The sequence below is a fragment of the Ottowia sp. VDI28 genome, from assembly GCF_049532675.1.
In the GTDB taxonomy this organism is placed as follows: Bacteria; Pseudomonadota; Gammaproteobacteria; order Burkholderiales; family Burkholderiaceae_C; genus Ottowia.
In genome coordinates this window covers 2,164,204-2,178,825 of the sequence record NZ_CP149820.1, presented here as the reverse complement: position 1 = coordinate 2,178,825, position 14,622 = coordinate 2,164,204, and the positions used below count along the sequence as shown (strand labels likewise).

Genomic DNA, 14,622 nt, shown 5'->3' with positions numbered 1-14,622 from the left:
CTTTTTCAGCGGGGCTGCAGGCACCTCGGTGGGCAATGCTTTTTCTGGCGCGCTCACGGTGCAACGCCCCATGCCACCAGGCCCAGGGGCACCGCCACCACGATAAGCCCTACCCAAGCGCGGGTGGCCGACCGCGTGGCGAACACCCAGATCACGGCCCCCGCGTAGACGGCAAAGCTCGCCAGCATCCCGGTCAGGACGGCCTGGGGCGCGGCCGTGGGCAGGGCCAGCGCGGCCATGCTGGAAAGCGCGGCCAGCACATAGCCGCCTAAAACAGCAGCCACGATGCGCGAGACCAGTGGAACGATGCCAAGGAGCTTGGCACAGGTGACGCCGAAAACAGGCGCGACAGTGAGGGGGCGGTTCATAAGAAAAAGTGCAACAGCCTCATTTGCCTCACAAAGATAATGCAAATGAGAATGATTATTATATGCAATAATGAAATTCTCATTGCTGCCTCAGGGTGCCGCTTCAGGGCACTCGATCAGGCATCGAGCCCCATGCTGGCCGCGCGCGCACAGATAAAAAATCTTCTTCGCACCGCCGCCAGATCACCGATTTTTCAAGAACGCAGACGTCCACGATTGGCGCTGCCTTTGGTCTTTCATTGAGGAGAGGAAGGAAAAATATGTTCGATGAGCATGGCCGTTCGCCGCGTGCGTCCAAAGGCATCCAGCGATGCCGCCATAGCGCCATGGCCTGTGCCATGGCCACCTTGTTCGCCGCCACGCCAGCGGCTACGGCGCAAAGCATGGGCCCCTTCGGCGCGTCTGTAAGCCCTGCGCCCGTCGCTTTCGATCTCCCTGCCCAGCCTTTAGCTGACGCCCTGCGCCAATTCGAGCGGCAGGCCCGGCAGGAAGTCAGGGCGGATGCCAGCCTGCTGCAAGGGCGCACCTCCAAGGCGGTCAGCGGAAGCCTGGGCACCACCCAGGCGCTGGAGCAGTTGATCAGCGGCACCGGCTTGATCATCGGCCCCTCACGCGGCGCCATCATGACGCTGGTCCCTGCGCCAGCCTCTGCCCCTGCTTCTACGGAAACCGCTGAAGAAGCCCCGGCAGAAGCAGCCGCCGGCACGCTTTCCACCGTGGTGGTCACAGCCGATGCGCTGGGCGACATCACGGAAAACTCAGGCTCCTACACCACGGGCGGCGTCACCATTGGCAAGACTACCCGCTCCCTGAAGGAGACGCCTCAGTCCGTCACGGTCATGACGCGCTACCGCCTGGACGATCAGAACATGCGCACGATCGACGATGCGCTGCTCAGCGCGCCAGGAATCATCGCCGAGTACCAGAGCAGCACCGAGCGCAAGTTCTATTCGCGCGGATTCGAGATTGACCAGATTCAGTATGACGGCGTACCGGCCGAACGAGGGAACGGGTTCAGCACCAGTCCGGATCTGGCTCCCTTCGACCGCGTGGAAATCCTTCGGGGCCCTGCCGGCTTGTTCAATGGCGCAGGGCAACCCGGCGGCACGGTGAACCTGGTGCGCAAGCGGCCCACGCCTTACGCGCAATACCAGGCGCAGGCTCGCTTGGGCACCTGGAACTTCAAGCGCCTGGATGTCGATCTCAGCACCCCGCTCAATGCGGCCGGCAATCTACGTGGCCGCCTGATTGCAGCACGCGAAGACCGAGACTTCTTCTACGACTACGCCACCGCGAAAAAAGACGTGCTGTACGGCATTGTCGAAACCGATCTGGGCACCCAGACCACGCTGGGCCTGGGTGTTCACTACGAGCGCACGGATTCAATCCCGTACTACACCGGCCTGCCCCGCTACACCGATGGCAGCGATATCGGCCTGCCCCGCTCCACTTACAACAACGGCGGCTGGTCCAAATCCGACATCCGCAACATGACCCTGTTCGCGGATTTGAACCATAGGTTCAACAACGACTGGAAGCTCAAAGTGGGTTTATCCCACCTGACAGAAAACAACACCGAGTACACGGGTGCTGCCTACGGCACGATCAATCGGGACACCCTGGCGGGGGGCATGATCTCTGCATTCAGCCAGCACCTGGTCGGCAAGCAGACCGTGCTCGATGCCAATGTGGAAGGCAGCTTCGACGCCTGGGGCCGCCGGCACGATGTCCTGTTTGGCGCCAACTACCAGAAGCGCAACTATGAGCTGGACAGCCAGGCCTATGAAGGCTTTGCCTACAACCCCTTCACCTACAACCCTGCCGACTACACCGACCCGCTCACCAAGCCCTCCCGCGCGGCCCGGTCCACGGACACCGAGCGCGAGCAGATGGGCCTGTATGGCTCCATGCGGCTGGCGGTGGCCGACCGGACCAAGCTGATCTTTGGCGGCAGGCTCAGCCAATGGGAAACCAAAACCCTCGACAGGGTGACCGGCAACGTGTCCGCGCAATACAAGGACGACAATGTCTTCACGTCCTTCGGCGCCCTCACCTACGATCTCACGCCCACCTGGATGGTCTACGGCAGTTACGCGGAGATCTTCCGATCGCAAGCCGACCGCTACACCGCCGCCGGCAGGCGCCTGGATCCGGTCACCGGGAACAACATGGAGCTCGGATTGAAAGGCGCGCTGTTCGACGGCAAACTCAATGCCTCGGTCGCCTTGTTCCGCACCACTGAAGACAACCGGTCTTCGATTGACCCGGACAACCCCTCCCCCTGCGCAGCCTCCCCGACCGGCGGCCCCTGCTATGTGGCTGAAGGAAAAGTGCGCAGCCAGGGCCTGGATGCCGAATTGACGGGCGCCATCACGCCCCGCTGGCAGATGTCGCTGGGCTACACCTTCAACCAGACGAAGTACCTCAGTGATCCCGCCTCGTCGGGCGCGCCCAGCGGGAATGAAGGCCAGCCTCTGGCCAGCTTCACGCCCAAGCATCTGCTGCGCGTCTGGACGGCCTACAAACTGCCTGGGGCGGCATCGGCCTGGACAGTGGCGGGCGGTGTCAACTTCCAGACCAAGACCTTCAAGACCAATGCGAGCTCGAACAACTCCAACGCGCCTTCCCTGTATGTGGAGCAGCCGAAGTACGCAGTCTGGTCTACCCGCATCAGCTGGCAGATTACCCGCCATGTGCAAGCCGCGCTGAATATCAACAATATTTTCGACAAGCGCTACTACCGGACCATCGGCACTGGTACAGGCAACTGGTATGGAGAGCCGCGCAACGTGATGCTGTCGTTGCATGCGGCCTTCTAGCACCTCAGGAGGCTGCATGCAGGAAAGCCACGCCATAATGGCACCCAGGCCGTGTCCCCTTTTCGTCCCTCGCCTCCTCTGCCCCGTGCCCCCTTCAGACCCAGACTGCCAGTCCTGCGGCGCCTGTTGCGCCAGTTTCCGGGTGGATTTCTCGGTGCATGAGTTGCAGTCTCAAGGCGGCAGCGTGCCTGATGGACTGACCGTGGAGGTCAATCACAGCCTTCGCCGCATGCGGGGCACCGACCATGCACCCGCACGCTGCGCGGCCCTCACCGGCTGTGTGGGTGAGAGGGTCGCCTGCGGCATCTACGAGTGGCGCTCCTCGCCTTGCCGCGAGTTCGAGGAAGGCAGCGACGCCTGTCATAGGGCACGCGCGCGCCATGGCCTGGCGCCACTGGGGGATTTGCCCATTTCGAGTTAGAAAGTGTTCGCGCCAGTCCCGCTTTGCCGAACTTTACGAAACTGCCACGGAACAGTGCGGCTGAGTGGACATACTTGCAAACACTGAGCCTTCCAGAGCGTGCCCAAAGCGCGGAATCCAGCGGCTCATCTTTGCTACAACATGCCAGCCATCCGTAAATCTTCCACTCCTCTTCGCATCATCCTGGCAGTCATCCTGCTGGCGGTTCTCGCCTTCGGGATCAAGCTGCTGTTTTTCAGTGCCCCGCCCGCTCCCCGCTTCGTCACGGCCACCGCCATGCGCGGCGATCTGGAAGACGCCGTGCTGGCCACGGGCACGGTGCAGGCCTTCAAGCAGGTCAGCGTCGGCGCGCAGGTGTCGGGGCAGGTCAAGGCGCTCCTGGTGGAGCTGGGCCAGCGCGTGAAAAAAGGCGAGCCCGTCGCGGAGATCGACTCGACCACGCAGCGCAACACCGTGCTCAACACAGAAGCCGCCCTGGACAACACCCGCGCCCAGCTCGCGGCGCAGCAAGCCACCTTGATCTCGGCCGAACTCACCTACCAGCGCCAGAAGCAACTGCTGGATGCGGACGCGGGTTCCAAGGCCGATTTCCAGGCCGCCGAGGCGACACTGGCCACGACGAAAGCCAACATCGCGGCACTGCGCGCACAGATCAAGCAGGCTGAAATCACGGCCGATACGGCCAAGGTGAACCTGGGCTACACCAAGATCGTCTCGCCCATCGATGGCATCGTCGTGGCTCTGGTGGTGCAGGAGGGCCAGACCGTAAACGCCAACCAGGCGACCCCCACCATCATCAAGGTGGCGCAGCTTGACACCGTGACCGTGAAAACCCAGATCTCCGAGGCCGATGTGGTGAAAGTGCAGTCAGGCCTGCCCGTGTACTTCACCATCCTGGGCGAACCAGACAAGCGCTATCACGCGAAACTGCGCACCATCGAACCCGCGACCGACGCCATCCTGACGGACAGCACCTCCAGCGCATCGAGCAGCAGCACGAGCAGTTCCACCACCACGGCCATCTACTACAACGGCCTGTTCGACGTGCCCAACCCGGACAACAAGCTGCGCATCTCCATGACGGCACAGGTGTCGATCGTGCGTGCGCAAGCCAAAGGAGCGATTGTCATTCCCTCGTCGGCCCTGGGCCCCCGCGGCAAGGAAGGCAGCTACACCGTGCGCGTGGTGGGTGCCGACGGGCAGCCGCAGGCGCGTACCATCCGCGTGGGCATCAACAACAACGTGAACGCCGAAGTCACTGAAGGCCTGGCCGAGGGCGACAAGGTCGTGCTGGGCGAAGCCTCAGCGGCAGGCGCTTCGCAAGGCGGCAGAACGGGGCCGCCGCGGATGCGGATGTGAGGCCTGGGCGATGAAGCAGGATTTTCCCTCCGTTGCCGCCAGCGGCGCGGCTGACGCCACCGCCCCCGTGCTGCTCGAGTTGCGCGGGCTGCGCCGTGAATTCCCCGCTGGCGAAGGCACGATCGCCGTGCTGCAGGATGTGGATCTCGACATCCGCACCGGCGAAATGGTGGCCATCGTGGGCCAATCGGGTTCCGGCAAATCAACGCTCATGAACATTCTGGGCTGCCTGGACCAACCCACCGCAGGCAGCTATCGCGTGGCGGGGCGCGAAACACGCGAATTGACGGCTGATGAACTGGCCGCCCTTCGGCGCGAGCATTTCGGTTTCATCTTCCAGCGCTACCACCTGCTGGGCGACCTGACGGCACGCGGCAACGTGGAAGTCCCCGCCGTATATGCCGGCGTGGCCGCCGCGGAACGCCATGAACGCGCGGCCGAGCTGCTGACGAGGCTGGGATTGTCCGACCGCATGAGCCACCGGCCAGGGCAGCTCTCTGGCGGACAGCAGCAACGCGTGTCCATTGCGCGCGCGCTCATGAACGGCGGCGGCGTGATCCTGGCAGACGAGCCCACCGGAGCGCTCGACACCGCGAGCGGCGAGGAGGTGATGAAAATCCTCGGCGAGTTGCACGCCGAGGGCCACACCATCATCATCGTGACGCACGACATGGCGGTGGCCGCGCATGCCGAGCGCATCATCGAGATCCGCGACGGCATCATCATTGGCGACCACCCCACGGAGCGCGCGACCGCCGCGCAAGCGTCTGCCACGAGCGCGCCCGCCGCGCAGCTATCTGCCCCCCGTGCCCGCAATGGCCTGGGCGCCTTGCGGGACCGCTTCTTCGAAGCCTTCCGGATGGCGCTGATCGCGATGAACGCGCACCGCCTGCGCACCTTCCTGACCATGCTCGGCATCATCATCGGCATAGCTTCCGTGGTGGCCGTGGTGGCATTGGGCGAAGGCTCGCGCCAGCAGGTGCTCAAGAACATCAGTGCCATCGGCACCAACACCATCGAGATTTTCTCCGGCGCAGGCTTTGGAGACCCGCGCTCCGCACGGGTACAGACACTCGTACCCGCCGATGCGGATGCGCTCATGCAGCAAGGTTACGTGGACAGCGTCACGCCCATGCTCAGCAGCGCTGTCACAGGCCGCTACCGCAACATCGAGGCCTCCATTACCGTCTCGGGTGCAGGCGACCAATACTTCCGTGTCAAAGGTGTGAAGGTCGCGCAGGGCAACGCCTTTGATGCCGACAATGTCGCGCGCCGCGACCAGGTGGTGGTGATCGACGACAACACGCGCAAGACGCTGTTTCCGCAGACCCCCGACCCGGTAGGCGAAGTGATCCTGCTCGGCAGCGTGCCCGTTCGCGTGATCGGCGTCACGGCCAAGAGCGACTCGGCTTTCGGCAACACCGAAGCGCTCAACGCCTTTGTGCCCTACACCACGGCCATGAGCCGCATCGTGAACCAGAGCTACCTGCGCAGCATCACCGTCCGCGTGCGCGACGACGCGCCCACGAGCGCCGCTGAGCAAGGCATCAACCAACTGCTGGAGCAGCGCCACGGCCGCAAGGATTTCTACGTGCTCAACACGGACAGCATCCGCCAGACCATCGAGGCCACCACGCGCACCATGACGCTGCTGATCTCATCGATCGCAGTCATCTCGCTCGTGGTGGGCGGCATCGGCGTGATGAACATCATGCTCGTGAGCGTGACCGAGCGGACACGTGAAATCGGTGTGCGCATGGCCGTGGGCGCGCGCCAGAGCGACATCCAGCAGCAATTTCTCATCGAAGCCGTGCTGGTATGCCTGATAGGAGGCACGCTGGGCATCCTGGCGGCACTCGCGTTCGGCGCGGTGTTCGCCCAGGCGAGCAGCGACTTCCAAATGGCCTACTCGACCGGCTCCATGGCCACAGCCTTCGCCTGCGCGACGCTGATCGGTGTGGTGTTCGGCTTTTTGCCAGCACGCAGCGCCGCCCGGCTGGATCCGGTACAAGCCCTCTCCAGAGAATGACATCACACGCTTTCCGCTTCCCCGCCTCACCCGCGCTCTCCGTCTTGGTGTTGTCCTTGGCGCTCATGGGCTGCTCCACGCTGCGCTCCCCCTACGAACCACCCGCGGTGGCGGTGCCCGCCCAATGGCAGCATGGCTCGACCACCCTCACCGCATCCCCCGCACGGGATGCCCAGGCCGCCACCGGCGGCTGGTGGAAGGCCTTCAATGACCCGGCGCTCGACGGCCTGGTCGGTGCCGTTCTCGCACGCAACAACGACCTGGCAGCCGCGGCCATCCAGGTGCGGCGCGCGCAGCTGCAAGCCCGCCTGTCGGAAAACCGCCCCACGCTCAACGCCAGCACCAACGCCAGCGTAGGCAAGCCACTCGAAGGCGGCAGCACCACGCGATCCAGCGGCGCGTCTCTGGGTGTAAGCTACGAACTGGATCTGTGGAACCGCCTCGGCGCTTCGCTCGACGCCGCCCGCTGGGAAGCCCAGGCCACCGCCGAAGACCGAGAAGCCACCGCGCAGTCGCTCGTCGGCACGACCGCCACGCTGTATTGGCAACTGGGCTACTACAGCCAGCGCCTTCGCTCTGCCGCTGAAAGCATCGCCTATGCAGAGCGCACACTGGCCCTCGTGCAGGCACAGTATGACGCCGGCGCCGTCTCGTCGCTCGAACTGGCCGAATCGCGCAAAAGCGTGGCCAGCCAACGCGCCACGCGCACACAGCAAGAGCAGCAATACGTGGAAACGTCGAACGCGCTGGCGCTCTTGCTGGGCAGCACGGCCCTTGACTCCAGCGTGCCGGGTTGGAGCCCGCCGCAGGCGCTGCCTGCCACACCGTTGCCCGAGGTGGCCGAGGGCCTGCCTGCGGAAATGCTCGCCAGCCGCCCTGACCTGCGCGCCGCGGAACTCCGGCTGCGTGGCACGCTGGCCACGGTAGATGCCACGCGCCTTTCATACTACCCCCAGTTCTCCCTCACAGGCGCGCTGGGCACCAGCAGCAGCTCACTGGGCAATCTGCTCGCCAACCCGATCGCCACGCTGGGCGCGGGGCTGGTGCTGCCCTTTCTGAACCAGACGGAAATGCAGGTCAACACCGAGATCGCGCGCGCCGACTACGAGAAGGCCGTGATCAACTTCCGCCAGACGATGTACCAGGCCTTCACCGATGTGGACAATGCCCTCTCCGCGCGTGCCCAATACGCCGAACAGGCCACCCACTTGGAGCAATCCCTGGCGGATGCACAGCGTGCCGAGCGGCTGTACGAGCTTCGGTACCGCGCGGGCTCCGTCGCGCTCAAGCCCTGGCTGGATGCACAGGAGAGCCGCCGCTCAGCGGAAACCGCCTTGGCCGAGAACCGCCTCAACCGCCTGATCAACCATGCCACGCTGTACAAGGCGCTGGGTGGCGCCATGCTGTAGAACCATGCATTTCGATAGCGTTGGATAACGCTATGCGCCACCGGGTCTGAGTGCCTGCGTCCGTCACTTCCGAGGGCCGTGTGCACGAAAGTGCGGAGAGCAGGGAAATAGGCAGCCGTTGAGAAAGTGGCGCGGTGAAAGCCCCCATCCCAGCCTTCCCCCAGTGGGGGAAGGAGTAAAGGCAGCGGAGCGCAGCGAAGCCCGTTGATTCGCGGGCCGAGCGCAGCGATGGCCCGAGCCGCGGGTCCCCTCTAGCCGTGCCGAGGAGCACAGAGCGAGGGGTGGGCAAGGGCACTTGCAAAATGCCCTTGCTTCGTGCTCTAGCTGGCTGCAGCTGTTTGAGCGGCGTGAACGAAGTGAGCAAAGTGAGTTCTGCAGCACCACCCCTTGATCGAGCACCGCAGGTTGCCCGGAGCGAAGCGCAGGGACACGGCAAGTGGGGTCGCCTTTTCTTGGGTCACCTTCTTTTGGCGACGCAAAAGAAGGTGACTGCACCGCCGGGGGCAATCCCGGCCTCCGACTTCAAATCAAACAGCAGAAGGTCATTTGGAAGCAGGGGACCATTCAGATCAACCAGCCGTGAAAGCCCTCACAGGATGGCCTGCCCCGCCCAGCCCTCCCGGATGGCCGTACCCCCCCAGAGGGAGAGGGAGCAAAAAACCCGCGTAGGCACAAATGCCCACCCTACAAGCCGCAAAGAGGGCCCCTCAGCATGGCTCAAGGCGCCGTAGGGCGATCCGGCGGGCCAGCAGGTGTCTGGCAACTGCCGCATTCATCGCAGGCATGGCAGCCGCCCACCTTCGCGGCACCAGGCCATCCCCATCGGCCGGCCAGATGCTGGCGCCAGCCCGCAGGCATGAAATTCCACACCGCATAGACGGCAGCCAGCACCACCACCACGCCGACGATCCACTCCTGCATAGCCGTTCGCTCCTTTCAGGCCTTTCAGGCGCCGAGCGCCAGGGCCACGTGGTAGGTGACGAAAGCCGCCACGTACGCCAACCCGAACAACTGCACGATCATCATGACCGGGTAGCGCCAGCCATTGGTTTCACGCTTGACGGCCACCAGCGTTGAAACGCATTGCGGCGCGAAAACATACCAGGCCAGCAGCGACAGCGCCGTGGCCAGGCTCCAGCCGTGGGCGATCAGGGGCTGCAGTTGCTGAGCCACGTCGTCTCCCGAGGCCGACAGCGCATACACCGTGCCCAGTGCGCCCACGGCCACTTCGCGCGCCGCCATGCCGGGCACCAGGGCGATGGAGATCTGCCAGTTGAAGCCTATCGGCGCCAGCACATACTGCAGAGCGCGGCCGATGTGCCCCGCCAGGCTGTACTCCACAGCGGCCCCCGTGGCTCCCGCGGGCGGCACCGGATAGCTGGAGAGAAACCACAGCAGCACCATGACCGCCAGGATGATGCCGCCCACGCGCTGCAGGAAGATGCGCGCCCGCTCCCACAGCCCGAAGGCCAACTGGCGGGGGCTGGGCCAGCGGTAGGCCGGCAACTCCATGATGAGCGGCGTCGTCTGCGCGCGGCCGCCGGTCAGCCGGTAGGCGCCAGCCATCGCCAGCGCCGCCAGGATGCCCGCCAGATACAGAGCGAACAGCACTAGCCCCTGGAGGTTGAACACCCCGGCCACCTTGCGCGCCGGAATGAAAGCGGCGATGAGCAACGCATACACCGGCAAGCGCGCCGAGCAGGTCATCAGCGGTGCAATCATGATCGTGACCAGCCGGTCGCGCCAGTGGGTAATGGTGCGCGTGGCCATGACGCCGGGCACGGCGCAGGCGAAGCTGGACAGCAGGGGAATGAAGGAGCGGCCGGAAAGGCCCACCTTTCCCATCACGCCATCGAGCAGGAACGCCGCGCGCGGCAAATATCCCGAGTCTTCCAGCGCAAGGATGAACAGGAACAGAATCAGAATCTGTGGCAGGAACACCAGCACGCTGCCCACCCCCGCCAATATGCCGTCGACCAGCAGGCTGCGGAGCGGCCCATCGGCCATGTGGTGCAGCACGAAGGCTGCCGCGGCATCCACGCCGCCCTTGATCCAGTCCATCGGCGGCTGCGCCCAGCTGAACACCGCCTGGAACATCAGGAACAGCAGCGCCGCCAGCAGCAACATGCCCCATACCGGATGCAGCACGACGGCGTCAAGGCGGTCATCGCGGTCCAGCGTATGGGCCGGCATGTTGACGGCGACATCGAGCACGCGCAGCACCTCGCGCTGCGTCAGCATCACATCCTCGATTCCCGGCAACGAGGCCTCGCGCCGCGGAACGCGGCCGATCAAAGGCCGCTTAAACGCATCCAGCTGCGCCAACAGCTCGGCCGCGCCATCGGCGCGAATGCCGACGGTGCGAACCACCGGCACGCCCAACTCCTTCGACAAGCGCTGCACATCGATCACGACGCCTTCACGCTCGGCCATGTCTGCCATGTTGAGCACCAGCAGCATGGGCAATCCCAAGCGCTTGGCTTCGAGCACCAGGCGCAGGTTCAGGCGCAGCTTGGTGGCATCGGTCACGCACACCAGCAGGTCGGGCAGAGGTTCGCCGGCGCGCCGGCCCGTCACGATATCGCGCGTGATCTCCTCATCCACGCTCATGGCATGAAGACTGTAGGCGCCGGGCAGATCGAGCACGATCACCTGCTTGCCGCCTGGCGTGCCCAAACGCCCTTCCTTGCGCTCAACCGTGACACCGGCATAGTTGGCCACCTTCTGCCGGCTGCCCGTGAGCAGGTTGAACAGCGCCGTCTTGCCGCAGTTGGGATTGCCCAGCAGGGCGATACGCAGGGGCTTCGAGGCATCGGCCACGATCTGCTCCGGCGCGGCGCCAAGAGCCTCTGCATCCGGAATGGCGTCTGAAGGCTGGGTCATGCCAGACACTCCTGTTCTGCGGCCAGCGGACGCACCCGGATGAGTGCGGCCTCACGCGCCCGAAGCGCAAAGGTGGCCTGCCCGATGCGCACGGCCACCGGCTCGGCGCCGCGCCGGCCATGGGCGATCACCCGTACCGTCTCGCCCGGCAGAAAGCCGATCTCCAGCAAACGCAGCAGCACTTCTCGGTCGCCCTCCTGCGCAGGGCTGCCCAAATGTTCGATCACGCCGCGCGCGCCACGCGGCAGCGCATGCAAAGGCCGTAGGTTGTCCGCAAGCACGACCGGAGGAGAGGGGAATTCAACAGCCATTGGCAGGGACAACAGAATGAGATCAATTCTCATTTTATTCCTGTCCGTGCCAGAGGTGACGCAAGGGAATCAACGTTCTTGTCATCAGGGCCGTTGGAAAAAACCGACACCACGCGACGCCCAAACCGCTACCTTACGAGCAGTCACCCACTTCATCCACCGCAAATAAGCGCGCTGCCGCCCTCTCCCCATGCCAACCTTGTGGGACATCTCGCCCCCGTCCATGCCGCCTCACCGGTTTTCCCGGGCGACACGGCCTATTCGCAGCACTGGACCGCTGAAATCGGTCCCGGCTGCCCGGTCAACGTGAGCAGCCTCACGCTGTCTCCGCACGTCGGCGCGCACGCGGATGCGCCGCTTCATTACGACCCCCATGGGGAAACCGCCGGCGCGCTGGACCTCTCGCCCTATCTCGGCCCCTGCCGCGTCATCCACGCCATCGGTGTGCGGCCGCTCGTCCTGTGGGAGCATCTGGCGCATTCGCTGGACGGCCTGCCGCCCAGGGTGCTCGTCAGAACCTATTCACGCATGCCCATCGATGCCTGGGATGCCGGGCTGGCCGCCTTCGCGCCGGACACCGTGGAGCGCCTGGCCGACGCCGGAGTCCAGCTCATCGGCATCGATACCGCCAGTATCGACCCCGCCAGCAGCAAGGGCCTGGACAGCCATCAGGTCATCCGCCGCCGCCGCATGCGCGTGCTGGAGAACCTTGTGCTCGACGACGTACCCGAGGGCGACTACGAACTGATCGCCCTGCCCCTCAAACTCATGAGCGCCGACGCTTCCCCCGTCCGGGCCGTCCTGCGCGCCTTACCGTGAACACCATCATGACCACACGCCAAGACTGCCAAGCCCGCGATGCCGCCGACCCGTTGGCGCCGCTCAGAAACCTGTTCGATCTCCCTGATGGCGTGATCTACCTGGACGGCAACTCCCTGGGCGCCATGCCCCGCGGCGTGCAAGCGCACGTGGCGAAGGTGGTGACCGAGCAATGGGGGCGCGATCTCATCGGCAGTTGGAACAACGCCGGCTGGTTCGATCTGCCGCGCCGCATTGGCGACCGCATCGCGCCACTCATCGGTGCGGGTCCGGGCGAGGTGGTAGCCACTGACACCACCTCGGTCAACCTCTACAAAGTGCTTTCGGCGGCGTTGAATATCACCGCTCAGGACGCTCCGGAGCGCAAGGCCATCGTGAGCGAGCGCAGCAATTTCCCGACCGATCTCTACATTGCCGAAGCGCTCTGCCGCGAACGCGGATATGAGTTGCGCCTGATCGAGCCGCACGAGGTCGAGGCCAGCCTCAAGCCCGACGTGGCGGTCATGCTGCTCACACATGTCAACTACCGTACCGGCGCCATGCACGGCATGGCCGCCGTGACTGCGGCCGCGCACGCTGCCGGCGTATTGATGGTCTGGGATTTGTGCCACAGCACCGGCGCGGTGCCTGTCGATCTGACGGGCGCCGATGCCGATTTTTCAGTAGGCTGCACTTACAAGTACCTGAATGGCGGCCCCGGCGCACCTGCTTTCGCCTGGGTGCACCCGCGCCACGTCTCGCGCTGCTGGCAGCCCCTGGCAGGCTGGTGGAGCCATGCAACGCCCTTTGCGTTCACGCCCGAATACCAGCCCGCGATGGACATCACCCGCTATCAATGCGGCACCCAGCCCATCATCAGCCTTTCGGCGCTCGACTATGCGCTGAATGTCTTCACCGAAGCCGGCAAACTGGGCGGCATGCCGGCCCTGCGCGCCAAATCGCTGGCCTTGACCGATCTGTTCATCCAGCTGGCCGAAAAGGAATGCCCGGGGCAGTTTGAATTGGTGACGCCGCGCGAGCACGCCCGGCGGGGTTCTCAAGTCTGCCTGACCCCCACGGACAAACTCCCCGCAGGCTGCGCCTACGCCATCGTGCAGGCGCTGATCGCCCGCGGTGTGGTCGGCGATTTCCGTGCTGGCGACAGCCAGCAGCCCGACATCCTGCGCTTTGGCTTCACGCCGCTGTATCTCTCGTTCGAGAACGTGGCCATGGCGGCGCAGGCTTTGAGAGAAGTGCTGTTGAAGAAAGAGTACGCCCTGCCCCAGTTCAACCGCAAGCAGGCGGTCACCTGAAGAGCGCGGAGAGGAGACATCATCATGGCCACCCCGGAATCCATCGTTCATACCGAAAAAGCGCAGCTCGACTTCAGCCGCAGCATGAGCTATGGCGACTACCTGCATCTTGACCAGATCCTGAGCGCCCAGCACCCTCTCTCGCCGGCGCACGACGAGATGCTGTTCATCGTCCAGCACCAGACCAGCGAGCTCTGGATGAAACTGCTGCTCACTGAACTGGGTTCGGCCATGGGAGATCTGCGCGCGGACCGGCGGGCCCCGGCCTTCAAGAAGCTCGCCCGTGCCAGCCGGATCATGGAGCAACTGGTGCACGCCTGGGATGTGCTGGCCACGATGACACCGCCGGAATACAGCGCCATCCGGCCCTTTCTGGGCCCTTCCAGCGGATTCCAGAGTTTTCAGTACCGCTGCATCGAGTTTGCGCTGGGCAACAAGAATGCCGCCATGCTGGCGCCCCACGCACACCATCCCGAGCGGCTCGCCATGGTGCGCTCGTTCTTCGAGGCGCCCTCGCTCTACGACGAATCCCTGCGGCTGCTGGCCCGCCAAGGCGTGCCCGTACCGGCCAGCCACCTGGAGCGCGATTGGACCCAACCCTACGAAGCCAGTGACGAGGTGGAGGCCGCCTGGCTGACCGTGTACCGGGCGCCCGAGGAACACTGGGATCTGTATCAGCTGGCCGAAAAACTGACCGACCTGGAAGACGCCTTCCGCCTCTGGCGCTTCCGCCATGTGACTACCGTCGAGCGGATCATCGGCTTCAAGCGCGGCACGGGCGGCACAGGTGGTGTGAGCTACCTGCGCAAGATGCTGGACGTGGTGTTGTTTCCAGAGTTGTGGAAGCTGCGGACGGATCTTTGAGCCCTGTCACCGGCGTATCAACGCGGAAAAGCGTTACGGCCCATAATC

Annotated in this window: 11 protein-coding genes and 1 pseudogene; 8 read left to right on the top strand and 4 right to left on the bottom strand. The window is 64.6% G+C overall.

Going from position 1 to position 14,622, the window contains the following annotated elements; translation table 11 throughout:
• Nucleotides 1-53: 53 nt before the first annotated feature.
• Nucleotides 54-368 carry a DUF3649 domain-containing protein gene (locus WJU18_RS10480; RefSeq protein WP_423460008.1) on the bottom strand — a complete coding sequence of 105 codons (315 nt, stop codon included), beginning with the start codon at nucleotides 366-368 and terminating at the stop codon, nucleotides 54-56.
• A 260-nt stretch (nucleotides 369-628) separates the two neighbouring features.
• Between WJU18_RS10480 and WJU18_RS10475 the strand changes: the two genes are divergently transcribed.
• From WJU18_RS10475 to WJU18_RS10455, 5 genes are all read left to right on the top strand, one after another.
• Nucleotides 629-3,187, top strand: a complete 2,559-nt coding sequence (locus WJU18_RS10475) for a TonB-dependent siderophore receptor (protein ID WP_423460007.1) — start codon at nucleotides 629-631, stop codon at nucleotides 3,185-3,187.
• A 37-nt stretch (nucleotides 3,188-3,224) separates the two neighbouring features.
• Nucleotides 3,225-3,608 (top strand): YkgJ family cysteine cluster protein, encoded by a 384-nt coding sequence (locus tag WJU18_RS10470; RefSeq protein ID WP_423460006.1) that lies wholly within the window; start codon nucleotides 3,225-3,227, stop codon nucleotides 3,606-3,608.
• 141 nt (nucleotides 3,609-3,749) lie between these two features.
• On the top strand, nucleotides 3,750-4,967 hold the full coding sequence (locus WJU18_RS10465; protein WP_423460005.1) for an efflux RND transporter periplasmic adaptor subunit: 1,218 nt from the start codon (nucleotides 3,750-3,752) through the stop codon (nucleotides 4,965-4,967).
• 10 nt (nucleotides 4,968-4,977) lie between these two features.
• A complete protein-coding gene (locus tag WJU18_RS10460; protein ID WP_423460004.1) occupies nucleotides 4,978-6,996 on the top strand; it encodes a MacB family efflux pump subunit in 2,019 nt (672 codons plus the stop codon).
• Nucleotides 6,993-8,405, top strand: a complete 1,413-nt coding sequence (locus WJU18_RS10455) for an efflux transporter outer membrane subunit (protein ID WP_423460003.1) — start codon at nucleotides 6,993-6,995, stop codon at nucleotides 8,403-8,405. The genes WJU18_RS10460 and WJU18_RS10455 overlap by 4 nt, the downstream gene beginning before the upstream one ends.
• Nucleotides 8,406-9,122: 717 nt before the next feature.
• Here WJU18_RS10455 and WJU18_RS10450 read toward each other — a convergent pair.
• From WJU18_RS10450 to WJU18_RS10440, 3 genes are read right to left on the bottom strand one after another with little or no spacing between them, the layout of a single operon-like run.
• Complete coding sequence (locus WJU18_RS10450) at nucleotides 9,123-9,326, bottom strand: hypothetical protein (RefSeq protein WP_423460002.1); 204 nt, start codon at nucleotides 9,324-9,326, stop codon at nucleotides 9,123-9,125.
• 24 nt (nucleotides 9,327-9,350) lie between these two features.
• A complete protein-coding gene (gene feoB / locus WJU18_RS10445) occupies nucleotides 9,351-11,288 on the bottom strand; it encodes a ferrous iron transporter B (protein WP_423460001.1) in 1,938 nt (645 codons plus the stop codon).
• Nucleotides 11,285-11,632, bottom strand: a complete 348-nt coding sequence (locus WJU18_RS10440; RefSeq protein ID WP_423460000.1) for a FeoA family protein — start codon at nucleotides 11,630-11,632, stop codon at nucleotides 11,285-11,287. Before WJU18_RS10440 ends, feoB begins: the two co-directional genes overlap by 4 nt.
• Nucleotides 11,633-11,789: 157 nt before the next feature.
• Here WJU18_RS10440 and kynB point away from each other — a divergent pair.
• The 3 genes and pseudogenes from kynB to kynA all read left to right on the top strand — a co-directional run bounded on the left by kynB (nucleotide 11,790) and on the right by kynA (nucleotide 14,574).
• Nucleotides 11,790-12,418, top strand: a pseudogene (kynB, locus tag WJU18_RS10435) (arylformamidase).
• Nucleotides 12,419-12,426: 8 nt separating this feature from the next.
• A complete protein-coding gene (gene kynU / locus WJU18_RS10430) occupies nucleotides 12,427-13,710 on the top strand; it encodes a kynureninase (protein ID WP_423459999.1) in 1,284 nt (427 codons plus the stop codon).
• Nucleotides 13,711-13,734: 24 nt separating this feature from the next.
• Entirely contained in the window at nucleotides 13,735-14,574 is an 840-nt protein-coding gene (gene kynA, locus WJU18_RS10425) for a tryptophan 2,3-dioxygenase (RefSeq protein ID WP_423459998.1), read from the top strand.
• Nucleotides 14,575-14,622: the final 48 nt, after the last annotated feature.